Annotated in this window: 23 protein-coding genes and 2 riboswitches; of the genes, 14 read left to right on the plus strand and 9 right to left on the minus strand. The window is 48.2% G+C overall.

From position 1 onward, the window contains the following. Window positions 1-49: 49 nt before the first annotated feature. Window positions 50-1,717: a ribonuclease J gene (locus HP567_RS15070; RefSeq protein ID WP_173609648.1), complete on the minus strand. Its 1,668-nt coding sequence runs from the start codon at window positions 1,715-1,717 to the stop codon at window positions 50-52. Between the two features lie 164 nt (window positions 1,718-1,881). Between HP567_RS15070 and HP567_RS15075 the strand changes: the two genes are divergently transcribed. Then, window positions 1,882-2,301, plus strand: coding sequence for a hypothetical protein (locus HP567_RS15075; protein ID WP_173609647.1), 420 nt, complete (start codon window positions 1,882-1,884; stop codon window positions 2,299-2,301). 88 nt (window positions 2,302-2,389) lie between these two features. Here HP567_RS15075 and HP567_RS15080 read toward each other — a convergent pair whose 3' ends face one another. Continuing rightward, window positions 2,390-2,830: a protease complex subunit PrcB family protein gene (locus HP567_RS15080; protein ID WP_173609646.1), complete on the minus strand. Its 441-nt coding sequence runs from the start codon at window positions 2,828-2,830 to the stop codon at window positions 2,390-2,392. 61 nt (window positions 2,831-2,891) lie between these two features. On the opposite strand from HP567_RS15080, the gene HP567_RS15085 reads away from it, so the two are divergent. Next, window positions 2,892-4,787, plus strand: a complete 1,896-nt coding sequence (locus HP567_RS15085) for a hypothetical protein (RefSeq protein WP_173609645.1) — start codon at window positions 2,892-2,894, stop codon at window positions 4,785-4,787. A gap of 72 nt (window positions 4,788-4,859) precedes the next feature. Then, entirely contained in the window at window positions 4,860-5,315 is a 456-nt protein-coding gene (locus HP567_RS15090; protein ID WP_173609644.1) for a YlbF family regulator, read from the plus strand. Window position 5,316: 1 nt separating this feature from the next. On the opposite strand, the gene HP567_RS15095 is transcribed toward HP567_RS15090, so the two are convergent. After that, on the minus strand, window positions 5,317-5,646 hold the full coding sequence (locus tag HP567_RS15095) for a hypothetical protein (protein WP_173609643.1): 330 nt from the start codon (window positions 5,644-5,646) through the stop codon (window positions 5,317-5,319). Window positions 5,647-5,721: 75 nt separating this feature from the next. On the opposite strand from HP567_RS15095, the gene HP567_RS15100 reads away from it, so the two are divergent. Next, window positions 5,722-6,066, plus strand: a complete 345-nt coding sequence (locus HP567_RS15100; protein ID WP_007725782.1) for a YlbG family protein — start codon at window positions 5,722-5,724, stop codon at window positions 6,064-6,066. A gap of 144 nt (window positions 6,067-6,210) precedes the next feature. Beyond that, on the plus strand, window positions 6,211-6,975 hold the full coding sequence (locus tag HP567_RS15105; protein WP_173609642.1) for a LamB/YcsF family protein: 765 nt from the start codon (window positions 6,211-6,213) through the stop codon (window positions 6,973-6,975). Between the two features lie 29 nt (window positions 6,976-7,004). On the opposite strand, the gene HP567_RS15110 is transcribed toward HP567_RS15105, so the two are convergent. From HP567_RS15110 to modA, 3 genes are read right to left on the minus strand one after another with little or no spacing between them, the layout of a single operon-like run. Then, window positions 7,005-7,670 (minus strand): ABC transporter ATP-binding protein, encoded by a 666-nt coding sequence (locus HP567_RS15110; protein ID WP_173609840.1) that lies wholly within the window; start codon window positions 7,668-7,670, stop codon window positions 7,005-7,007. A 16-nt stretch (window positions 7,671-7,686) separates the two neighbouring features. Next, a complete protein-coding gene (modB, locus tag HP567_RS15115; RefSeq protein WP_106785708.1) occupies window positions 7,687-8,373 on the minus strand; it encodes a molybdate ABC transporter permease subunit in 687 nt (228 codons plus the stop codon). Between the two features lie 30 nt (window positions 8,374-8,403). After that, window positions 8,404-9,201: a molybdate ABC transporter substrate-binding protein gene (gene modA, locus HP567_RS15120; RefSeq protein ID WP_173609641.1), complete on the minus strand. Its 798-nt coding sequence runs from the start codon at window positions 9,199-9,201 to the stop codon at window positions 8,404-8,406. Window positions 9,202-9,344: 143 nt separating this feature from the next. Here modA and HP567_RS15125 point away from each other — a divergent pair, with 143 nt between their 5' ends. The 5 genes from HP567_RS15125 (at window position 9,345) to HP567_RS15145 (ending at window position 13,395) form a co-directional block, all read left to right on the plus strand. Next, window positions 9,345-10,304, plus strand: a complete 960-nt coding sequence (locus HP567_RS15125; RefSeq protein WP_173609640.1) for a helix-turn-helix transcriptional regulator — start codon at window positions 9,345-9,347, stop codon at window positions 10,302-10,304. A 193-nt stretch (window positions 10,305-10,497) separates the two neighbouring features. After that, window positions 10,498-12,366 (plus strand): stalk domain-containing protein, encoded by a 1,869-nt coding sequence (locus HP567_RS15130; protein WP_173609639.1) that lies wholly within the window; start codon window positions 10,498-10,500, stop codon window positions 12,364-12,366. Continuing rightward, entirely contained in the window at window positions 12,363-12,884 is a 522-nt protein-coding gene (locus HP567_RS15135) for a shikimate kinase (protein WP_173609638.1), read from the plus strand. Before HP567_RS15130 ends, HP567_RS15135 begins: the two co-directional genes overlap by 4 nt. 56 nt (window positions 12,885-12,940) lie before the next feature. After that, window positions 12,941-13,102 carry a YqzE family protein gene (locus HP567_RS15140; protein ID WP_007725773.1) on the plus strand — a complete coding sequence of 54 codons (162 nt, stop codon included), beginning with the start codon at window positions 12,941-12,943 and terminating at the stop codon, window positions 13,100-13,102. Between the two features lie 38 nt (window positions 13,103-13,140). Continuing rightward, complete coding sequence (locus HP567_RS15145) at window positions 13,141-13,395, plus strand: YkuS family protein (protein ID WP_106785704.1); 255 nt, start codon at window positions 13,141-13,143, stop codon at window positions 13,393-13,395. 33 nt (window positions 13,396-13,428) lie between these two features. Here the strand turns inward: HP567_RS15145 and HP567_RS15150 are convergent, their stop codons facing one another. The 3 genes from HP567_RS15150 to HP567_RS15160 form a co-directional block, all read right to left on the minus strand. Continuing rightward, window positions 13,429-14,286 (minus strand): hypothetical protein, encoded by an 858-nt coding sequence (locus HP567_RS15150; RefSeq protein ID WP_173609637.1) that lies wholly within the window; start codon window positions 14,284-14,286, stop codon window positions 13,429-13,431. A gap of 110 nt (window positions 14,287-14,396) precedes the next feature. Next, window positions 14,397-15,524, minus strand: coding sequence for a YqhG family protein (locus HP567_RS15155; protein WP_173609636.1), 1,128 nt, complete (start codon window positions 15,522-15,524; stop codon window positions 14,397-14,399). Between the two features lie 36 nt (window positions 15,525-15,560). Next, on the minus strand, window positions 15,561-17,267 hold the full coding sequence (locus tag HP567_RS15160; RefSeq protein WP_173609635.1) for a DEAD/DEAH box helicase: 1,707 nt from the start codon (window positions 17,265-17,267) through the stop codon (window positions 15,561-15,563). 220 nt (window positions 17,268-17,487) lie between these two features. Then, window positions 17,488-17,586: riboswitch (glycine riboswitch) on the plus strand. Beyond that, a riboswitch (glycine riboswitch) is annotated at window positions 17,587-17,703 on the plus strand. It begins immediately after the preceding riboswitch. Window positions 17,704-17,854: 151 nt separating this feature from the next. On the opposite strand from HP567_RS15160, the gene gcvT reads away from it, so the two are divergent. The 4 genes from gcvT (at window position 17,855) to HP567_RS15180 (ending at window position 22,778) form a co-directional block, all read left to right on the plus strand. Next, window positions 17,855-18,958 carry a glycine cleavage system aminomethyltransferase GcvT gene (gene gcvT, locus HP567_RS15165; protein WP_173609634.1) on the plus strand — a complete coding sequence of 368 codons (1,104 nt, stop codon included), beginning with the start codon at window positions 17,855-17,857 and terminating at the stop codon, window positions 18,956-18,958. Window positions 18,959-18,999: 41 nt separating this feature from the next. Continuing rightward, the gene (gcvPA, locus tag HP567_RS15170; RefSeq protein WP_173609633.1) at window positions 19,000-20,352 is read left to right on the plus strand and encodes an aminomethyl-transferring glycine dehydrogenase subunit GcvPA; all 1,353 of its coding nucleotides are present in this window, start codon (window positions 19,000-19,002) and stop codon (window positions 20,350-20,352) included. Beyond that, window positions 20,345-21,814, plus strand: coding sequence for an aminomethyl-transferring glycine dehydrogenase subunit GcvPB (gcvPB, locus tag HP567_RS15175; protein ID WP_173609632.1), 1,470 nt, complete (start codon window positions 20,345-20,347; stop codon window positions 21,812-21,814). The genes gcvPA and gcvPB overlap by 8 nt, the downstream gene beginning before the upstream one ends. A gap of 133 nt (window positions 21,815-21,947) precedes the next feature. Then, window positions 21,948-22,778, plus strand: a complete 831-nt coding sequence (locus tag HP567_RS15180) for a lipoate--protein ligase family protein (RefSeq protein ID WP_173609631.1) — start codon at window positions 21,948-21,950, stop codon at window positions 22,776-22,778. Window positions 22,779-22,888 lie beyond the last annotated feature (110 nt).

Consider the following 22,888-nt stretch of genomic DNA (forward strand, 5'->3'; position numbering starts at 1 on the left):
GATTGAAAATAACATGCTGGAAAAGCCCTCCTAAAAGAAGGCTTTTCCCTCACACATCCATAATAATCGGCAGGATCATGGGTCTGCGCTTTGTTTTGGCATACACGAATTTCCCAATCGATTCCCGCATTCCTTGTTTCAAGCGGTTCCACTGGCTCACATTTGCTTCCTGCAAATTGGTGATCACCTCGGATGCAATGCGAGTCGCTTCTTCCAACAGGCCCTCCGATTCCGGGGCATGGATAAATCCGCGAGAAATAAGGTCAGGACCCGACAAAATCTTGCCGTCGGTTTTGCTGCGCGTCACAACGATCACGAGAATGCCATCTTCCGAAAGATGTTTGCGATCCCGTAATATTCCATTCCCTACATCACCGATTCCTAAACCATCCACCAACGTATTTCCAGCAGGGATTTTTCTTTCCTGCATAGCCACACCGTCCTGAATATCCACGACATCTCCGTTATTCACAATGAAAATGGACTCGAAATCAACGCCGACAGATTCAGCCAACAGACGATGTTGATGGAGCATCCGATACTCGCCGTGAATGGGGATAAAGTATTTTGGCTTCATGAGAGTGAGCATGAGCTTCAATTCTTCCTGGAAGCCATGACCAGATACATGCATGCCCGTCCCGGAGCCATAAATAACGTTGGCACCCATGATAAACAAGTTGTCGACGATGCGCGCTACATTTCGTTCATTCCCTGGAATAGGGGATGAAGAGAGGATGACGGTATCGCCGCGTTCTACTTTCACGTGCCGATAGCCGGAGGTCGACAACCGGGATAGAGCAGCCATCGGTTCGCCTTGGCTTCCCGTGCACAGAACAGCAACACGGGCTGGATCGAGCTCGTTTACTTCTTCTACTTCCACCAGCATGTCTTCTGGAATATGCAAATAGCCTTGTTCCGATGCGATTTTGACCACATTGACCATACTTCGGCCCAGCAAAGCTAGCTTTCGATTCGTTGCTTCTACGGCATCAATGACTTGTTGGAGACGGTATACATTGGAAGCGAACGTCGAGACAAAGATTTTCTGCTGTGCCTTACTAAATGCCTCTAACAGACGATCGCCTACGTGTTTTTCTGACGGGGTAAAGCCTGGACGCTCCGCATTGGTGCTCTCCGACAACAAAGCCAATACGCCTTTCTGACCGATTTCAGCCATTCTGTGCAAATCGGGGGATTGCTTATGCACCGGTGTTAAATCAAATTTAAAATCGCCCGTATGCACAATGGAGCCTGCTTTTGTCTCAAATACAACGCCCAAGCAATCTGGGATGCTATGGTTCGTCTGAAAAAAGCTGATCGAGAGCGAGCCCAATGAAATAGTAGAGTCACGATCGATGGAGATGAGGGTGGACTGATGAAGCAAATTATGCTCCTTGAGCTTTAATTCGATAAGACCTAACGTTAAGCGGGTACCATACACAGGGACGTTTAGTTGTCGCAAAAAATAAGGAATGCCCCCGATGTGATCCTCATGCCCATGCGTGACAATCAAGGCTCGGACTTTTTCTTGATTTTCCAGCAGATAACTAATGTCCGGTATGATCAGATCAATTCCTAAATAACTCTCATCCGGGAACTTCGAGCCACAATCGATGAGGACAATTTCATCCCCATATTGAATCCCGTACATGTTTTTGCCGATTTCATATACTCCTCCTAATGCAAAAATAGAAAGAGTTTCATTCGATGTATTCATAAGCAGTCAATGACCTCCCCAAAGCATCTTGTGGTTACTTTTGCCTATTGGAAAGCTGAGTATGTATGGATAGCAGGGGAGATCATGCAGTAAAAATGGATGAATGAACCAAACAGGAGTCGGGCACACTGGGGTAAGACTCATTTTGGAAGGGAGCAGCTCCGGTGAAAACCAAACGATTTCTTTTCCGCTTGTTTCTATTGATTGCCATTGCGGCTGGTGTGGAATGGTTTGTGTATGCGAACCAACAAGCGCAAACCGAAGTGGTAGCAGACGAGTCGCACGCTCATCATGCAGCGCCGACACTCGCTGTGACGCATACCCTTGAGAAAGATGATTTGCAGCTCAAATTGGCTGTTACGAACTTCTCTTTTTCCCTCGAAAACATGGGAAAAGAAAACAAGCACGGGGAAGGTCATGTACATCTGTACCTCGACGGCAAAAAGATCGCCAAAGTATTTGAGCCTAGCTATGTCTTGAAGGATATCCCTGCTGGGAAGCATGAGGTCAAGGTAGAATTGGCCCATAATAACCACGAGTCGTATGGTGTTGCAGAGAGCTTTTCCATTGAGGTAAAGCCCTGATAAGCAAAGGGTACTGTAGGGAAAAGGAAAAAAGCCGACTTCGATACGCCTTGTGGCTTTCGAACTGTCGGCTTTTTTCATGGATAGACTAACGCATATGCACACTGACTTTTGCTTGCTGGTCTGGCAGGGCAATCACCAAAGTCGGATAGCTGATGACTTGGGTTTTCATCGAACCTGGAGCGGGTGCTTGTACCCGAACGTGTACGGCAAAGGCATGTGGGCCAGTCCGCTTGACTTGATCCGCCACTAAACGATATCCTCCTGTAGGGCGCTGTCCTGCACCCACGACAACATAGGATTTTCCATTGGCACGAACAATGGTGTGTCCGCCAGTTTTTCGAACTTTTTTCAAAGCTTCCTGCACGGCAGGAGGATAGGGAGCAGCAACGGCTTCGTAAACAGCATCTGCTTGTACAGCCTCTTTCCCCACAGGCTCAGATACGGTAGGATGTTGAGGTGACAAGACTTGTGTACCCGTTACTGCCAAGGTTGCCGTTAAGAGTAAACTAGGAAATACATGCAACATCAAGATCCCTCCAATTGGTAAAAGTAATGAATCGAACATCATATAGACCGAGGTGACAGGCGTGCGTGTGAAGGATTCGCTGGAATACCTGTCCGAATCAACGCGACAAGCGATTCTACATGAACAAACCAAACGATATCAGATTGCCGAAGAGCAAGATTTAACAGCGAGATTATTGGACCCGGTTTTTATTGGGCAAGTATGGAGACAGGCAGATGAGTTGGAACGAACCGTTATCCGGCTTTTCGTAACCAAAGCGACGAGAGGTTTTTTTAGCAAACGAACTTGGGAACGCGAAACGGCAAAAGAGCACAGACATCTGTCAGTCGGCTTGACGAAATTGCGACGGCTTGGACTGATCTTGACTGTACGGAAAATGTGGAGTGAAATTGGCTATTTGATGCCACAGGAGGTTCGCGAGCAGTTGACGAATCTAATGCTGCCGGAAGCCTCTCAGGCTTTTGTTTCTCTTTCAAAAACGCTCCCTTATTATATATCAGCAGGCAGAGGGATACAGCTGGATCTTTTTGGGCTTTTGTTGTTTGTTCGGGACAACCAAATTCCCATTACGCAAAAAGGAAGTATTCATCGCAGGATGTCGCAAAAAATGCTGCCGCTGCTCTCGTTAACAGATGAGCATGTAAAAGGAATCATCATTCCGCCGATCGATCAGGAACAGAGAGAGGGCTTATCCTTGACCGTTGTTCTCGATATTGCGCTCAGACTGGGCTTGGTGCATAGGGAAGAGCGGGAACTTGTCCTCGATCTCAATCGAACGAAGCAATGGCTGCAGCAACCTCCCCTCGTACGTTGGGAAGAGATGTACCAACTCGTCATGGAACAATTTTTGCCGCATGGCGACTGGTGGGAATTTTTTATTCAATTGATGAGACAGGTTCCAGTCGAGCAGTGGTGCTCCATCCATGAGCAATTGCGCATGTTAAAAGACGCCGGATTCCCATTGCCCGACAATGCAGGGGAGCTGATTGTGGAGCAATGGCTGCATTTGCTGTTAGGCTTGGGATGGATTCAGCTCGGAATGGACGAGAATCGAATGATTTTTTGGCGTTGGAGCAGCTTGCCGCGATTGTCGGCGGAGGAAGGCTGGTTTGTGGACCCCACAGGTGCCATTACAATCCCTCCGCTTGTCCCGTTGCTGGAAGTATGGGAGATCAGCCGATTTTGCCAGCTCCAATTTGATGGGCAATTGATTCGGGGTGAATTGCAAGCAAGGCTGTTGCAATCGTATTTGGCCCAAGGAGGGACGGAGGAGCAAGTCATCGAAAAGCTCCGTGCCTCCTGTGTTCATCCGTTGCCTGAAAGCTTGATTGAGGTTGTGAGCCAATGGGCGAGAACAGCGAGGCAGATTCAAATGGAGCCGTACTTCCTCGTGCGGACAGCACATGCTGGATTTCTGGAGGAATGGCGCGAAATTCCTGATTTTCGGCCATTTCTTACCCAAGTGATCTCGCCGACTTCGTTTTTGATTCCGTTCACGCAGGAAAAAGAATTGATTCGTTTACTACGGCACTTCGGTTATGAACCACAAGTACTGGCGCATGTTGCTAGTGCAGGCAAGGAGCTCCAGCCACTTCAAAACAGTCAAGCGGGAAATAAGGGCCTGCTTCTCATTGAACGGCCCTGGGACGGTTATGCTATAGAAAACACGTTCCCTGAGCAAAATGAGCAAATCGCAGCACTTCCCAAAATGTGGACGAAGCATTTCCAATCGTATCATCCACAATCGATGCGGGATTTGTTTAAGCGCGCAATAGAACTGAAGCTGGAAGTCGAGATCCAGCAAAGTGGAAAAGAAAAGCTGCGCGGGCTACCAACAGAGGTACGCCTGGAAATGGGGTACTGGATGGTTACGATTGCAGGACAGGGCGGCAAACAGTCTTACCGTCTCGAGAACATCGAGCGAGTGCGCATTGTAGTGCCCGAATATCTGTACTAAGGGTGTGCATCGTGATACAATCAGGAATGACGTAAAGTTTTCAAGCTTTACGGCGAAAGGAGGTCTCGCTTTATGGAAACATTGGAAGCTGTGGATATGTCACAGTTGATCATGGAGTCTCATGAGCTGTCCACGATGATTAACCAATCGCGCGAGGTCTCAGAGTATCTGGAGGCCAAACGCCAAATGGAAGCAGATGAGGAAGTGCAACGTCTGCTCGTCGTGTTCGAGGCTAAGAAGGAACAGTACGAAGATGTGCAACGGTTCGGGAAGTATCACCCGGATTACAATCATATATCCAAAGAAGTACGGGAATTGAAACGCAGCATTGAACTGAGGGATTCCGTACAGGCATTCAAGCGAGCAGAAGATGCTCTGGATGAACTCTTGTATCAGGTGAGTAGAACCATTGCTCATTCCGTCTCGGAAACGATCAAGGTACCGAGCAACAATCCGTTTTTAGAGGCGCAGGGCAGCGGTTGCGGGACAGGCGGAAGCTGTGGCTGCAGCGTGAAAAAGCCATCGTAATTTACGCTGTTCCAGATTCATTTTGACGCAGCAGAAAACAGTTTTCACAAAGATTGCCACAGCAAAATTGCTTTTCGTCAGGTACACGAAAGCGGAAGCGATACACGTGTTGCACGTCATCTGAACGCACGTAAATGCATTCTGGCTGTAATTTGGTATCAGTGGTCAGGCGCTCTCCTGTTTCCATGAGTTGCTTCGTTAAGAGAGGAGCAGGGAGCGTACTGCATACATAGAAAAAGAGCTGGCCTGCATATGTTTGCCAACTGCTATGGGTCACGATTTTTTCGCGGTGAAGCGCTTCCTCAAATTGATGATAAAACGTAGCCAGCATAGACCACGATTCCTTTCTGTAATAAGCTTTCACCAGTAAGTATACCACGATTGGGAAGGAGACCGACGGCCAAACATGAGAGAGCGACGTCTGGGGGTCGCCGTGTGGGTGAAAAACACGCGTGCCGCCAAAAATTTACGCAAATTTGGCACCATTCATTACATCTCCAAGCGCTTAAATTACGTTTCGATGTATGTGGATGCCAATTTGTTGGACGAAACGATTCGCATTATGGAAAAGCTGCACTTTGTAACGAAAATTGAACGTTCCCATCGCCACGAGATCCCGGTAGAGTACAACAATGCCAGACCGGATAAGGCAAAGGAATACGATTATAAACAAGAAAAGAACCAGGTAATGGCACTAGCAGAGACCTTACAGACAGAAGAAAGCAGTCAAGCAACCGTTGGTTCGACATAAGTTGTTCATAAGCTGCCATTTTTCGGCAGCTTTTTTGCTTTTGTTAAACTGGCGTACATGGTATGCTAAAGTGGAAGAAAACGAGAAGTCACGCGCATGAATGCGTTTTCAAGAGATGGATTAGTGAAAGAAAGGTGAGCATACATGATTCATCTGGATATTAACTGCGATATGGCAGAGGGCTTCAGTAGAGGTCGACAATCAGAGGATTTGGGGATTATGAAATGGATCACCTCCGTTAATATTGCTTGCGGATTGCATGCAGGGGATCCCCATATTATTTGCAGAACAATCGAAGCTGCACTCAAGCATGATGTGAAAATCGGGGCACATCCCGGCTATGCAGATATTCAAGGCTTCGGACGTCGTTCGATGAACTTGTCTGTCAATGAAGTGTATGAGCTGGTGCTGTATCAAATTGCAGCCTTGGCTGGAACTACAAAAGCACTCGGCGGGGAGCTTCACCATGTAAAGTTGCATGGCGCGCTGTATAACGAAGCGGCTGAACGCCCAGAGCTCGCCGAAGCGGTAGTTCAAGCCATTGCGGATATTGATGAAGAGCTGATCCTCTATGCACTGTCCGGCAGCAAACTTGTAGAGGCAGGCTTGGAATACGGGCTACAGGTGGCAGAGGAAGTATTTGCAGAGCGGGCTTATTTGCCGAATGGTCGATTGGCCCCGCGTGAGTTGGAAGGAAGCGTGCTGATCAGCAAGGAAGAACGCATGGAGCAGACACGTCAGCTCGTTTTAAAACAAAGAGTAATGACGGTTAATGGCGAGCACATTGACTTGGCAGCCGATACCCTTTGTGTCCATCACGAGAGCCATGACGTACTGCAATTCCTTGGCGAAGTACATAAGTGGGCAAAGCAAAACGATGTAAAAATTGAACCAATCACAGCTCGATAGGTAAAAAGCCATCCAGCAATGCCATCCCATTATCGGGAGAGGGACGTTGCTGAATGGCTTTTTTCATTTTTCCGTTCTTTGATTGTGCCGTTGTCAATCAGGAAAATGACATTGGCGAGCTTCTCGGCTTCCTCACGATCATGGGTGACCAGCAGAAACGGGATGTTCCACATGGCGTGAAGGCGAAGCAACTCATCCTGGCATTGTTTACGGGTATCCGCATCCAGCGCGGATAAAGGCTCATCAAGGAGCAGGATGTCTGGTTCAGTCGCCAGCGCTCGTACAAGTGCCACCCGTTGTTTTTGTCCCCCGGATAACTGGTGAGGATATTTTTGCAACAGATGATCGATTCCTACCGTGGACAACAATGGTTCTACATTCAGCTCATGCCCCTTTTTCAAGCCGTAGCGAACATTTTGCTCGACGGTCATGTGAGGGAACAGCGCATAATCTTGAAATAAATACCCGATGTTGCGTTTTTGTACAGGTAGCGGCTTCTGTCCTTCTCGATAAAAGATGTTCTCGTTTAATTGGATCACACCCGTATCAGGATGAACCAGACCTGCAATACTGTTCAATATCGTTGTTTTGCCAGAGCCGGATGGTCCGAACAGCACGACAATTTCCTTTTGCACCGAAAAGGACACATCCAGAGTAAAATCAGGCAAACGCTTCTGTATGTGGACAAAGAGCAATGACCATTCACCTGCCTTACTTTTGATTGGCGTACCTGCGCACATTGCGACGACTCCACCAATTCAGCCAGAGAGTCGTACCCATCCCCAAGGAAACAATAATGACGACCCAAAACAATGCCTTATCCATTTGACCAGCCTCAACAGCAAAATAAATGGCGACGGGAATCGTATCGGTTTTCCCAGGGATATAGCCTGCGAGCATCAGCGTAGCGCCAAACTCCCCTAAACCACGTGCGAAAGAAAGAACAAACCCTGCCAACAGGCCAGGCCAAGCCAACGGAAAGGTAACGGTCCAGAATAATCGCCATTCGGAAGCACCCATCGTGCGTGCCGCATTCTCCAAACGACGATCCACTCCCGTGAAGGCAGCGACTGCACTCTGATACATCAACGGAAAGGAAACGACAATCGAGGCAATAACGGCTCCTGTCAGCGTAAAGACGACGGTAATATTGAACCATTCATGCAGAAGCTGACCGAGAAAACCATTTTTTCCGAAAAGCAGCAACAAGCCGAAGCCAACAACAGTAGGAGGAAGAACAAGCGGAAGCAAAAAGAAGGACTCCAGCACATTCTTCCCCCAAAAATCTTTTTGTGTCATCCACCTTGCAAAAACCATCCCCAGGACAAAAACAAAGGAGGTGGAGAGCGCAGCAACTTTAAGGGAAAGCATCAAAGGAGTAAGATTGGTTTCGATCACGCTTGCCACCTCCAATTCGATTCGTTTGGTTTATTGGAACCCGTACTTCTGTAAGATCGCTTTTCCTTTATCGCTTGTCAAGTAGGCTAGAAAAGCTTTTGCTGCATCTGGGTTCTTCGATGCGCTGACGACTGCACCTGGATAAACGATCGGCTTGTGCCATTCAGGCTTTGCTGTCGCCAATACCTTAACATTTTTCGAAGCTGCGGCATCACTGGAGTAGACAATGCCGACTTCGGCGTTACCGGATTCTACGAAGGTCAAGACTTGGCGAACATCGCTGCCAAATACCATTTGTGCCGAAAGAGAATCCCACATTTTCAACGTATCCAATGTTTCTTTTGCATATCGTCCTGCCGGGACCGTCTCAGGCTCACCAACGGCAATATGCTTGATTGCTGAGTTGTTCAGCTCTTCAAAAGAAGAGATAGCGACAGCACTTGTGCTACCAGCAATGAGAACAAGCGAGTTTTGCGTGAAGTCTTGGCGTGTGTCTTTGGCAATCAGTTGCTGTTCCGCTAGACCGTCCATGTCTTTTTTACTAGCAGACAAAAATACGTCAGACGGAGCGCCTTGTGTAATCTGTGTGGCGAGTTTGCCAGAGCCTCCGAAGTTAAAGGTGAGGGTCGTTCCCGGGTGTTCCGTTTCGTATTGGGTTTTCAACTCATTCAAGGCATCTGTCAAGCTGGCAGCAGCAGAAATCATCAGTTCTACCTTTGCTGCATCGGTTTTGGCTGGCTCACTTGTTTGTGGCGCTGTTTGCGTTGTTGAGCAAGCAGTCAGCATCAAGCAAAATGCTGTCAATAAGGCTAACCAGTGCTTCTTCATAAAAAAGGACCTCCATAACTATATTTAGTTATAATTAATTATAACTGGACATAACTAGATTATATGGATTCGTAATGAATAATCAATTGCGATTTTACGACACTTGTTTGAAAATAGAGCAAAGGAGATAACGGAGGCGGGACATGAGTCAACAAAATTCTTACACCACCGAAGAAATAGCAAAAATTCTACGTATTTCTAAGCTGACGGTCTACGACTTGATTAAAAAAGGCGAGCTGCCTGCATATCGGGTCGGTCGGCAAATGCGCGTAGACGAAAGCGATCTGGAAGCGTACAAGGCGAAGGCAAAGGGGGAATACAGACAAGCCTCAGCCGTCAGCATCCCGCAGGCAGGACAAGCTCAGCAGACGTCACGACATGAGCAGGCTGGCACAGGTCGGAATATCATTATCAGCGGGCAGGATGTGAGCTTGGACCTACTGGCTGGGCATTTGGAGAAAAAGGATGAGGCATACCGACCGCTTCGCTCGTACGTGGGCTCTCTGAACAGCCTTGTGGCGATGTATACGGGTAAGGCTGATATCGTCAGCACTCACTTGTACGATGGGGATACCAATGAATACAATGTCCCGTATATTCGTCGCATTTTGTGTGGGCATCGTTATGTTGTCATCAATATGTTGTCACGTTGGGCCGGATTTTACGTTCAGGCAGGCAATCCGAAACAGATGAAAGCATGGAGCGATTTCACGAAGCCGGGCATTCGCATGGTCAATCGGGAAAAAGGGTCAGGTGCACGCACGTTGATTGAAGAGCAGTTTCGATTGGCAAAAATAGCGGGGAGTGACGTGATTGGCTATGAACGGGAAGAGTCCAATCACCTGGCAGTCGCAGGGGTAGTAGCACGGCGCGAGGCAGACGTAGGGGTGGGCATTGAAAAGGCAGCTTCACTCGTCGGAGTGGAGTTTGTCCCAACTATTCGTGAGCGATATGACCTCGTCTTGTTGAAAAACAAGGACAACGAGCAGCTCATTCAGGCAGTGCTTGATGTTCTCGGGTCGCGTCCATTTCAAAAGGAACTGGAAGCAGTTGGGGGATATGATCTGAGCCAGACCGGAAAAATTATGTACGAAACCTGGTAAATACTAAAGTAAGCTGCCAATCATTACGATACAATGAGTGGCGGCTTTTTATTTTCGCAGAAAGATCATCGCCAAATAAGGCGTTTTCTCTACAGAATCTCCTGAATTTCTACTCAGTTTGACATATATTTGCTACAATGAAACAAAAACATATAGCGCCTGCCGCCGGGCGATTTATTATATGGGGGCTGTCATGAAATCACTACATAAAACCAGCTTGCTCGTATGCGTGACGATCCTCGTTTTTTTCGGCTCAGTTGGGGTCGTCGCGTATTGGCCAGCCATTTCTCAAATCATTGCCATGAATCAATCACCTGAGGGGGAGCAAACGTTCGTCGATCCATTTTCATATGATCCGCCTCTGCCGTCTTATGTAAAGGATTTAAACCCGGTATATAAGATTCAAGCTGAATTACATACGTCTGAAGCAAAAATAACCGGAAACATGACATTGGAGTTCGATAATCCGAAAACGCCAGATGTACGATTGTATATTTACGATTACCTTTGGAACAAAATGACGGTGAAGTCGATTCGCTACAAGGACAAGCCGCTTTCTTTTGAACGTGGTCAATCGCTGGTGAAGCTGGCAAATCCTCTTGGTAAGGAGCTTCGTGGCGCCTTAACCATTGAATTCGAGAACCCGGTTCCACGCAGAGGCACACGTTTTGGGGTCAAAGACGATATATGGACGTTGACGACTTGGTACCCGATGCTTGGGGCCCAAAATCAAAAAGGCGTTTGGTATGACCCGCCGCAACGCGTTGATTTTGGTGATCCATTCGTCTACCACTATGGAGATTACGATGTGTCATTTACCTCTCCACAAGGCTACAAATGGGTCAGTTCGTGGGGCAGAGGGCAAACGAAGTCAATCGGTGGAAATAAGCAGCAAGTCCATTATCAAGCAAAAAATCTGTTGAACTTTGGATTGGTGGGAAGTCCGCTTTATCACATTGAAACGATTCAATTTGCTCCGAATTTAACGGTGGACATTGCTTCCGTGGATAAAGGTAACATTGAACGAATCAAGACCATTGCCCAATCGGTCTTTCCTACTTTCATCGACATGTATGGACCGTTGCCGTATCCGCATGTGGCGATTGCGGAAACAAGTTCAGGAACGACGTACGCCATGGAATACGCAAACCTCGCTGTGTTCAAAAGAGACATGCATCACAATAATTTGATCGATCATTGGCTGCCGCATGAGGTAGGACATCTTTGGTGGTACAACAGTGTAGCTACCTTGGAGTCCTCGCATGGGTGGCTTGATGAGGGGCTGGTAGAGCTCGGTGTTTCCCATTACTTGCAGAAGCGTTATGGTGCTCAATCAGCTACGACTCTGCTGGATACGTACAACCGGGATGTTAAACGTTTGCAAGAGCGTTATCCAAATGGAAAGCTCGACAAGCCATTGCAGAGGTTTGCCACCGAAGAAGAGTTTAAGCTGACCTGGTATTCCCGGGGAGCACTCCTGTTCGACAACCTGCGCCGCAAAATTGGTGACGATGCCTATAAGCGATTCTTGCAGCGCGTCCAGCAAAATTATCATGGCAGTGTCATTGGTGCAGAGCATCTCGATCAGGCGCTTGGACAAACCTTGCAAGGGGAAGCGAAATATTTCACCCTGTATACCAACAGTGCAAATAAGAATGGCTTTGGTGCTGTTCAATTGGAACCCTATATCACCACAATCATTAATAACATGAGTTTTTATCCATCGATTCCAGCTCGGGTCACCCAAAATACGGTGTATATCCCGTTGCGAGAGCTCGGTGAGAAAATGGGATTAGCGATTAGCTGGGACGACAAGAAACAAATGATCCGCGTAAAAGGAAATGGACGCGAGGTATTTATAAAGGAACGGGAGCGCTTTGCTGACGTAGATGGGAAGCGAATCGATCTAGGCAGCCCGTTAATTGAGATCAAAGAACGTACGATGGTTCCACTGTCCTTTTTTGAAAAAGCATTGGGATATGAGACAGCGTACAATCAACAACAAAAAACGGTGAAGATCAATACATACCAAACGATTGGAAGGGCGGCAGAAACAAAATGAAAAACCTGGTGTTGGTCGGATTTATGGGAACGGGAAAAACCACGGTTGGCGCCGCACTCGCTGCCTCTTTGGGAATGAAGCATACGGACTTGGATGATGCGATTGTGGAAAGTGAAGGTCGGAGTATTCCAGAAATCTTCACGGATCAAGGAGAAGCGTATTTCCGAGACGTTGAGACGAAACGTCTGGCGCAATTACTGGCAGTAGGATCTCAGGTAGTAACAACTGGGGGAGGAGCTGTATTGCGGAAGCAAAATGTAGAGATGATGATGGAGTATGGCATCGTCATCGCGCTGCATGCCACGGAAGAGGAGCTCATCAAGCGTTTGGAAAATGATACAGGCCGGCCGTTGTTGGCAGGAGGAGTCGCAACCAGGGTAAAAACCTTAATGACGGAGCGCGCAGGTGTATACGATTTCGCTCCGATTCAGGTGGATACGACAGGAAAGAGCCTTTCCGATATCGTGATGGAAATTACGAGCCAAGTGGTTGAAAGAACACAGGACGGGGAACAATAGAGGGGACAGCGCTTGCGCCGTGGTGGAATCCACGAGTAAGAAGGAGGTCAAGTGCGATGTCCTTTCAGGAATATTTAAAGTACCTGACGAAACTGTTTGTCCAGTACATGGACACCCCAAAAGATGAACGCCGTTTGCGTAAGACTCCACGGGAGTCCTGGTCGTCACGCTGGTTTGGTGCCATTCCCATGTCCATTCGATTGTTGTGGCGCAAATAAAATTCGTAAACCTATCATGAACGAGACGGAGGGTGCATATGGCGAGAGTAGCGGTAGAAAATTCCCTGTCTGAAGTGTGCAAGATGCTGCGTCAAAATGGTTACGAAGTTGTTGATCTGGGCAACTGGCAGCAGGTGGTAGATGCGATTGTCATTACAGGACAGGATATCAACGTACTGGGTGATCAAAACAAAACGATTACTGGAGCTCCCGTCATTAATGCAGAGGGTATGACGGTCAATGAAATTTTTCATGCCGTTCATGAACGTCTCTCTCCTACAGAACATCGGTGAATAGAAAACGTAAAAAACAAGCTCTCCAACCGGTTATTCGGCAGGAGAGCTTGTTTCGTTTACGAAAAATCGTCCGACGCGATGGGCATACGAATACGGAACAAAGCGCAGGCCCTCATCCCATACACCGACATAAGCATTTTGATCATTCCATAAATGCAGGGACCCCACGACAAAGGGTGCCAAAACCTGTGACTGATGAATCGGGACGGCTAATGTTACCGGTGAGGTATAATCTTGCTGCCATAATTGGTTCCAGGACACGTCCGTATCCGTTGTACTCATTTGGCTGACCCACCCGATATGATCAAAAGGATCAGACTCGGCTGCGCTTAAAATTCTCATTTGAGTCAGGCGTTGGCCATTTTGTATGAGCTGCTCGTCTGCAAAAGCATCGACAGCGGGTTCACTAATTTGAAAAGAAGTGGGATACATTTCTCCCGTTTTTGCATTGACCATTTGTGTATCTGACTTCTGGGTGATCAGCCAGTAGGAAGCGAACCCGTCATAAACTGGCTCTGCCGCGATTTCCTTCGGAGCAAAAGCGTCATCGAACAAGATGTACTCCCCGACACCGTATTCCAGCAGAACAAATTTTTGATGGGTAGTGGAATCAGGTGCTTCTCCTACCACCAAATATCCTACTTGCTTGTCCGCTTTTTTTATACTTACCAGCCATTGATGCTGTCCTGCACCAAGTGTTTGCACGTCCGTCTTTGCGCCTTGCCATTGCTTGAATTGAGGGTCTCGGCTTGCGATCGCATCCATCCATTCTCGAATTTGTGCTTGGAATTGCTTGTCCCAGCTTGCTTCGTCTTGTGCAAAAGCTGGTGAGGAAAGCAGCATTAGAGCCAAAAGAGCAGCGATAAAAGGAAAAAATCGTCTGGTCACAACTATGCACCACCTTTTGTAAAGGCTTAACCTATTCCTATTGTAACCAGCTATGACAAAAAGATTTGTTGCAACGTGTCTTTTCTGTTTCACATTTTCTCGTTGATCTTTTACATGATTCGCCCTGATGCGGGGAGATGTCGCATGCTTTTTGCTTTCGATGACCGCATGAGCGGAGGAACGGAAGATAAATAGAACAAGCCACCATTAATGAACGAAACCTCGATCCGCGGCTCGTATTGCCATGCCAGCTCGTCTTTTCTGCGTTGTCGCTCCTCATCTGGTGTGCTCTTTTTCCACTCTGCTTGATTAACCTCTTCGCGTGGAGTGATTGGGATTCCGTTTGTACGTAAAAAGTCGAGGATTCGTCCGCCAGACGCCCGGTATTCGTCAAAAGATACGGGCTGTTCGACAGAAGTTGGTCCAGCTGGATCAGGCTCGGGGTGCAGAGCTTCTTGCTCGAGTGACGGCTGAGCTTCCGGCTGCTCTGCTTCTTCTTCTTCGGCTTCGTCTGTGTTTGTCTGCTGATTTTCCGGTTCGCGTCGTGCCAATTCTTCATAGTACGCTTCCAAGATGGCCAACTCTTCACGCAAACGTGTGCGCGCTTCCTCTGCCCATTGCTGATCTTCTTGTTCCAGTGTATGTTCGACTTCCTGCTGTGCCATTTGGAGGGCTTCCTGTATGGTAACCTTCCGATCCAATGTGTAGTAGTAGTCAGGGATCGCAGGGGTCAGGGAAAGTGAAAATAAAAACGATGTGAAATCCGTCACCAGCCGTGGCTGATGCAAATTAATCCCCAGGTACAATAAAATGTCCCGTCGCTTGTCACAGAGCAGAGAAATCTTTAAATTCATCCCGAGCCAAGGCACGAGAGGGGTTGACCTACGCTTGCCTGCATTACCTAAAAGGCCCCCTTGTTGCTCGTACATACAGACAAAGCTGCCGTGCTTTTTGGCTGAAGCGAAAATTTGTTGCATGCGGGTAGCGCCTATATGCAGATGCTCAGATCGCAAACCTTCAGGCGTGCAATCCGGATGAAAAGTAAAGGTGAGCACCAATGGCTGATAAGCCAAATTCATCTTATCCACCCAGCTCCAGTAAAAAGGGCGATTGCCGATATCTTTGTCCACCTCGACAGGGAGCTTGACTGTGAAATAATCCGGGTGAGACTCGACGATATGGGCAGAAAAAGTCGCCAAATAGCGCTCGACAAATTGTCTGACCTGTTGTTGCTGCATCAGGAGACCTCATTTCTTTTTCGTTTCCAACAAAAATTATTGGTCAGCCGCCTCAGAAAGCGGGACGGCTTCTTTTGTTATTTTGCTTGCCCGAATGGCGTGTCCAATGTTATCGAGCTTCAGCGCCATTTCTTTGGACGAACGGGAATCCATAATGATTTGAATCAGATTATCTTCCAAGGAGTGATTTAGATTCAGGCGTTCCACAATATCATCGAGTTCACCGATGACCATTTCAAACAGATCGATTTTTTCATACAGCAGCTTGAGAATATGCTCCTCGATCGTTCCTGTTGTCGATAAATTGTAAATGTGCACATCCCTTTTTTGACCCAGTCGATGGACGCGGCCGATTCGTTGCTCCACTCGCATGGGATTCCAAGGCATGTCGTAATTAATCACCTGATTGCAGAACTGCAAATTGATACCTTCGCCGCCTGCTTCCGTCGCGATCAGGACTTGTGCTCGGTTTTGGAAAAGATCAGTCATCCAGTCCTTTTTGCTGCGTTTAAAGCCGCCGCGAAAGGGGACAGAAGTAATGCCGTGGTCATGCAAATATTTTTGCAGGTAGTTTTGTGTTGCCCGGTACTCTGTAAAAATGATCACTTTGTCGTTGATTTGTTGAATGAGCTCAACCGTTTTGGCAGCTTTGGAATGCGTCTCAATTTGTTTGATCATCTCGACTAGCTCAAGAATTTGCGTACGCAGGGGAGAGTCCTCGCCAGTGCGCTGGTGCATATTATACAGCGTCATAAACGCAGCTTCCTTACTTGAACAGACCTCACGCTGCAAGGTAATCAAAGCAAGGGAGTTGAAGCCCCCAACCCCCAATCCAGTTTGGTACTGCTCGCGGACAAAGCGGGTCACGCCTTCGTACAACGTCATTTCCTCAGGCGAAAGGTCAATCGGAATGGACTGAACGCGGCGGCTGGTAAATTGGATACCGCCATCACTTCGCTTGTTGCGAATCATGACCTTTTCAATTTCTTCCCGCAATTTCTCGCTGTTTTTGGATTGACGTTTGCCCTCTACGTAATTGGTAGAGAAGGTGGAAGTATGGCCGAGGTGACCTGGCTTTAACAAATTGATGAGGTTGTACAGCTCGTCCATCTCATTTTGAATGGGGGTGGCTGTAAGGAGCAGGCAATATTTTTTGCGGATCTCTTTGACGAACTGATAGTTGCGTGTCCGTTTATTTTTGAGTTTATGGGCCTCGTCGATGATCAGCATATCGTAATCGATGTCGAGTACGTGTCGCCTGTGCGGATCTCGTTTTGCTGTATCTATCGATGCGACCACGACTTCGTGCTGGCGCCACATATATTCTTTTTTTTGTGCGACGGCTGCAATGCCGAATTTTTGATGAAGCTCTTTTGTCCATTGAATCACGAGAGAGGCTGGAACCAGGACGAGAATTTTTTTAGCCAAGCCGCGAACCATATACTCTTTCATGATCAATCCTGCTTCGATCGTCTTTCCCAGACCGACCTCATCTGCGAGAATGGCACGACCGCGCATTTCTAGCAGGACCCGTTTTGCTGTGTCCAACTGGTGAGGAAATGGCGATAAGAGTGGGAGGTATTTCAGACACTGTAGCTGGTCAAATTCGTGAACAGCCATCGCTTCCTCCGCTTCCAATGAGAGCTTGAACAGCTCCCACTTATCCCAGGGGCCATCTTCTTGCATGCGTTCTGTAAGCGGATTGATCCAACTCGTATCAAATGAAATAGGAACATTCGGCATATAAGATACTCCTTTTCATAGCTCTGCCATAACTTTCAAGGTTATCGTCAAAAAACTGAACATTTATCTATTGTCAATGTGTTTTGTTAAGTTTTTCTGAATCTGACTGTTAATTTGTATATTTTCAACTTTGGACTCTCATGGTAGGATAAAGAGGTAGTACATCCCTTAGTATGGAAATGACAGCAGAAACTTATGTATGACCATGAAACAACCGCGAATGATGGTAGTAGGGAGAGACTGCTTGAACGTTTGGCAGCGCCGAAGGAGCAAGCCGGTAAACGGTGAATCTCTCAGGCAAAAGTACCTCTACCGGACGCAACTCTGGAGAGAGCTCACATGAGCCACCAAAGGGGAAACTTGCAAGTGGGGAACGATGTAACCCCCCATCTGATTCGCAAGGTAACTCTCAGGTACCAAGGACAGAGGAGGAGAAATGGGCACCATTCATTTTGGTGTACCCGTTTTTCCCCCTCTGTTTTGTTTTGGTCGATAAGACTCCTATCGACATAAGTGCAACGAAGGCCTCGCCAAAGGCTCAGTGAAGCCAAGTTTTCTAAGATCTTATTGTTCACAGGAGGTGCCACATGTCCAATTTGAAACGTACGCCACTATTTGATTCTTATGCAAAGTATGGCGCGAAAACCATCGACTTCGGTGGTTGGGATCTGCCAGTGCAGTTTACAAGCATTGGTCAAGAGCATGAAGCCGTTCGGACAAAAGCTGGTCTATTTGATGTTTCCCATATGGGAGAAGTGGACGTAAAAGGGGAAAACGCTCTTTCTTATCTCCAGCGTGTGACTACGAATGACGTGTCCAAGCTGCAAGTCGGGCAGGCGCAGTACAGTGTGCTTTGCTACCCGGATGGGGGGACGGTAGACGATCTGCTTGTTTACAAGTATGCAGATGATCATTACCTGCTCGTCATCAACGCGGGGAACATCGACAAAGACTATGCGTGGCTAGAAGAACATCTGATTCCAGGCGTAACGATTGAGAATATTTCGCCACAAACAGCACAAATCGCGATTCAAGGTCCTTTGGCAGAGTCCATTCTGCAAAAGCTGACGACTACAGACTTGTCACAAATCGGTTTTTTCCGTTTTGAGCGTGATGTGCAAGTGAGCGGCATTCCGGCATTGGTCTCTCGCACTGGCTATACTGGCGAAGATGGCTTCGAGATTTATTTGGATGCCGATCGTGCAGCAGAGCTGTGGGACATTTTGCTCGATGCCGGAAAAGATGAAGGTCTGTTGCCGTGCGGTCTCGGTGCGCGCGATACGCTTCGCTTTGAAGCCAAGCTGCCACTGTACGGTCAAGAGCTCAGCAAAGACATTACGCCGATCGAAGCGGGCATTGGCTTTGCTGTCAAGGTAGACAAAGAAGTGCCGTTCATCGGTCAAGAAGTACTGAAGGCACAAAAAGAAAACGGAGCTCCACGCAAGCTGGTAGGGATCGAAATGATCGATCGTGGGATTCCGCGCACGCATTATCCTGTCTATGTGGGAGAAGAGCTCATTGGCGAAGTGACGACGGGAACACAATCCCCAACCTTGAAGAAAAACGTCGGTCTCGCTCTCGTAAAAACCGAGCATGCTGCGCTAGGTACACAAGTAGAAGTAGAAATCCGCGGAAAACGTCTGAAAGCAGAAGTCGTTGCCGCTCCATTTTATAAACGCCCAAAAAACTAAACGATCCACCACATACATCCTTTTAGAGGAGGACAACGTCCGTGAAATACCGCTACCTGCCCCAAACTGATCAGGACAAGCGCGAAATGCTGGAAACCCTCGGCATTTCGAGTGTAGAAGAACTGTTTGCTGATATTCCGGAAGAAGTGCGCTTCAAAGGTGCTTTGAATATTCCAGAAGCACTTTCCGAGCCAGATTTGGTGAAGTATTTTACACACCTCGCAAATAAAAACGTAAACTTCAGCACGCATGTTAACTTTCTAGGTGCGGGTGTTTATCAACATTACACGCCGAGCACAGTCAATCACATGCTGCTCCGCGGTGAATTCTTTACCGCTTATACACCTTACCAGCCAGAAATCAGCCAAGGTGAGCTGCAAGCTATTTTCGAGTTCCAAACGATGGTATGTGAGCTGACTGGCATGGAGGTAGCCAACTCCTCGATGTATGACGGCGCGACTTCTTTGGCAGAGGCAGCAATGATGGCTGCTGGCCATACTGGCAAAAAGCGCGTAATCGTTTCCCGTGCTGTACATCCAGAAGCGCGTGGCGTTTTGAAAACATATGCGTATGGTCAAAACGTTGAGCTGGTTGAAGTAGGTATCAACAGCAATGGCGTTACGGATACAGCGGCTCTGGAAGCGCTTGTCGATGAAAACACAGCAGCGGTCATCGTGCAGTATCCGAACTTCTTCGGAAACGTAGAGGACTTGGGAGCGATTGAACCAATCGCGCACGGAAAAGGTGCACTGTTGATTACATCCTCCAATCCGCTTGCTCTGGGTGTACTGGAGGCGCCGGGCAAACTGGGCGCAGATATCGTAGTGGGCGACATGCAGCCATTTGGTATCCCAGCATCCTTTGGTGGACCACATTGCGGATACTTTGCTACCACATCCAAACTGATGCGCAAAATGCCAGGTCGTATCGTCGGTCAAACGAAGGACGAAAATGGCAAACGCGGCTTCGTTTTGACACTGCAAGCGCGTGAACAACATATTCGTCGTGAAAAAGCGACTTCCAACATCTGCTCGAACCAAGCGCTGCTCGCATTGGCTGCTTCTATTGCCATGACAGCACTCGGCAAACAGGGTGTACAAGAAATGGCGATGATGAACCTGCAAAAAGCTCATTACGCCAAGAATGCTCTGCAAGCAAAAGGCTTGGAGATCGTATTCACTTCTCCATTCTTCAACGAGTTTGTGGTGAAGCTGAACAAACCAGTTGCAGAAGTAAACAAAGGCCTGTTGGCTGCAGGAATCATCGGGGGCTATGATCTCGGTCTCGACTATCCAGAGTTTGCAAATCATACCTTGCTTGCAGTAACTGAGCTGCGAACCAAAGAAGAAATCGACACATTGGCGGCTGAATTGGAGGCGATCACACGTGCGTAACGACCAAGAGAAAGCACTGATTTTTGAAATGAGCAAGCCAGGCCGTGTGGGCTACAATTTGCCGGCATTGGATGTTCCAGAAGTAGAAGTAGCAAGCCTTTTGCCAAAGCACCTCATTCGCGAAACGCCGGCTGAGCTGCCTGAGGTATCTGAGCTGCAATTGGTTCGTCACTATACAGAATTGTCTCGTCGCAACCACGGGGTAGACAATGGCTTCTACCCGCTTGGTTCTTGCACGATGAAATACAACCCGAAAATTAACGAAGACGTTGCCCGTTACGCAGGCTTTGCGCAGACACATCCGTACCAACCGGAAGAAACCGTACAGGGTGCTTTGGAGCTGTTGTACAACCTGCAAGAAGAGCTGGGTGAAATTACAGGCATGGACGCAGTTACTCTGCAACCAGCCGCTGGTGCTGCGGGTGAGTGGACAGGTTTGATGATGATCCGCGCCTACCACGAGAGCCGTGGGGAAGGCCATCGTACCAAAGTAATCGTGCCGAACTCCGCACACGGTACGAACCCGGCATCTGCTGCTGTAGCTGGTTTGGATACCGTAACCATTGCATCTGACGAGCGTGGATTGGTTGACATTCAAGCGCTGCGTGATGCAGTAGGACCTGACACGGCTGCTTTGATGCTGACGAACCCGAACACACTCGGATTGTTTGAAGAAGATATCGTGGAAATGGCGAAAATCGTCCATGAAGCTGGCGGCCTCTTGTACTATGATGGTGCGAATGCGAACGCGATTTTGGGAATTGCCCGTCCGGGAGACATGGGCTTCGACGTGGTGCATCTGAACTTGCACAAAACGTTTACAGGACCTCACGGCGGTGGCGGTCCAGGTGCAGGTCCGGTCGGCGTGAAAAAAATTCTCGAGCCATTCCTGCCTACCCCAATCGTAGCGAAAAAGGAAGACGGCAGCTTCTACTGGGACAGCAATCGTCCGGCTTCCATCGGTCGCGTAAAAGGCTACAACGGAAACTTCGGTATTCTTGTTCGTGCGTACAGCTATATCCGTACGATGGGGCCAGAAGGCTTGCTGCAAGTTTCCCAAAACGCGGTTCTCTCCGCCAACTACATGATGCGTCGTCTGGCAACGGCTTATCATCTGCCATTTGATCGCGTCTGCAAGCATGAGTTCGTCCTGTCTGGAGTGAACCAGAAGAAGCTGGGCGTACGCACACTCGATATCGCAAAACGCTTGCTCGACTTCGGTTATCACCCGCCAACGATCTACTTCCCATTGATCGTGGACGAGTGCCTCATGATCGAACCGACCGAAACCGAGACAAAAGAAACGCTCGATGAGTTCATCGACGTCATGCTGCAAATTGCCCGCGAGTGCGAGGAAACGCCAGAAATCGTTCAGGAAGCTCCTCATACGACTGTGGTCAAACGTTTGGATGAAGCGACAGCGGCAAGAAAGCCAATCCTGCGTTATCAGCCGCAAGCATAATCCTAGATTCCAGGAAAAGTCGCCTGTTGTTATGGGCGGCTTTTCTTTCCGCTCAAAATTAGAGCATCAAAGGCTTGCCGTCCCTCGTGCCAGAAGCGTACAATGAAGGCGTTGTGAATGAGGAGGTACATAGATGGAACAGTGGCGCTATATCGTGACCGAAGCCATGTCACCCGCGATGAATATGGCAGTAGATGAAGCAATTTTGCAGTTGCACAGTGAGGGCAAGGTTCTCCCGACCGTTCGTTTTTACACGTGGGACCCGGCGACACTGTCTATTGGTTATTTCCAGAAGGCCATCAAGGAAATCAATCTGGAGGAAGTTCAAAATAGAGGACTGGGCTTTGTTCGCAGAGCGACAGGAGGGCGTGCTGTTCTCCACGATCAGGAGCTGACATACAGTGTCATCGTGTCCGAAGAGCATCCGAAAATGCCTTCGAGCGTTACGGAAGCCTACAAAATCATCAGCTTGGGTCTTCTCCACGGATTCCAAAACCTCGGACTCTCGGCGGAAATGGTTTCCTTGGCAAGTGAAGAGGAGAAGGAAAAGTACAATTCTCCAGGGTCATCCGCTTGCTTCGATTCTCCCTCTTGGTATGAACTCGTGGTAGAGGGGAAAAAAGTAGCGGGAAGCGCGCAGACCCGACAAAAGGGTGTTATTCTTCAGCATGGCTCTATCCTGCTTGATATGGACGTAGATTTGCTATTCTCACTCTTGCATTTCCCATCCGAACGGGTAAAACAACGGATGATCGATAGCTTCCGACAAAAAGCCGTGACGATCAACGAAGTAAGCCCTCGGCCAATCAGTCTGCAAGAATCTATCGAGGCGTTCTCAAAAGGCTTTGCATCCGGACTGGAAGTGGAGCTGATCCCTTCAACGCTTACGGACGAAGAACTCGCTTTGGCAGAAGAACTTGTGCGTACGCGCTATGCCACAGACGAATGGAATTTGCGGCGTTAAAAAAGAGTAGCTCTCTCGGATTTATGTGCATACCGGGAGAGCTTTTTTTCATTACACGAGTATGTCCAGTGAAAATAATGTACTAGAATCCCATTTACGGGCAGGATGAT

Source organism: Brevibacillus sp. M2.1A (assembly GCF_013284355.2).
In the GTDB taxonomy this organism is placed as follows: domain Bacteria; phylum Bacillota; class Bacilli; order Brevibacillales; family Brevibacillaceae; genus Brevibacillus.

Coding starts and splice junctions, on each gene's coding strand:
- HP567_RS15130 (WP_173609639.1), top strand. CDS start 10,498: ATGAAATCACTACATAAAACCAGCTTGCTCGTATGCGTGACGATCCTC.
- modA (WP_173609641.1), bottom strand. CDS start 9,201: ATGAAGAAGCACTGGTTAGCCTTATTGACAGCATTTTGCTTGATGCTG.
- HP567_RS15180 (WP_173609631.1), top strand. CDS start 21,948: ATGGAACAGTGGCGCTATATCGTGACCGAAGCCATGTCACCCGCGATG.
- HP567_RS15145 (WP_106785704.1), top strand. CDS start 13,141: ATGGCGAGAGTAGCGGTAGAAAATTCCCTGTCTGAAGTGTGCAAGATG.
- gcvT (WP_173609634.1), top strand. CDS start 17,855: ATGTCCAATTTGAAACGTACGCCACTATTTGATTCTTATGCAAAGTAT.
- HP567_RS15125 (WP_173609640.1), top strand. CDS start 9,345: ATGAGTCAACAAAATTCTTACACCACCGAAGAAATAGCAAAAATTCTA.
- HP567_RS15095 (WP_173609643.1), bottom strand. CDS start 5,646: ATGCTGGCTACGTTTTATCATCAATTTGAGGAAGCGCTTCACCGCGAA.
- HP567_RS15100 (WP_007725782.1), top strand. CDS start 5,722: ATGAGAGAGCGACGTCTGGGGGTCGCCGTGTGGGTGAAAAACACGCGT.
- HP567_RS15090 (WP_173609644.1), top strand. CDS start 4,860: ATGGAAACATTGGAAGCTGTGGATATGTCACAGTTGATCATGGAGTCT.
- HP567_RS15140 (WP_007725773.1), top strand. CDS start 12,941: ATGTCCTTTCAGGAATATTTAAAGTACCTGACGAAACTGTTTGTCCAG.
- HP567_RS15155 (WP_173609636.1), bottom strand. CDS start 15,524: ATGCAGCAACAACAGGTCAGACAATTTGTCGAGCGCTATTTGGCGACT.
- HP567_RS15080 (WP_173609646.1), bottom strand. CDS start 2,830: ATGTTGCATGTATTTCCTAGTTTACTCTTAACGGCAACCTTGGCAGTA.
- HP567_RS15135 (WP_173609638.1), top strand. CDS start 12,363: ATGAAAAACCTGGTGTTGGTCGGATTTATGGGAACGGGAAAAACCACG.
- HP567_RS15105 (WP_173609642.1), top strand. CDS start 6,211: ATGATTCATCTGGATATTAACTGCGATATGGCAGAGGGCTTCAGTAGA.
- HP567_RS15070 (WP_173609648.1), bottom strand. CDS start 1,717: ATGAATACATCGAATGAAACTCTTTCTATTTTTGCATTAGGAGGAGTA.
- HP567_RS15160 (WP_173609635.1), bottom strand. CDS start 17,267: ATGCCGAATGTTCCTATTTCATTTGATACGAGTTGGATCAATCCGCTT.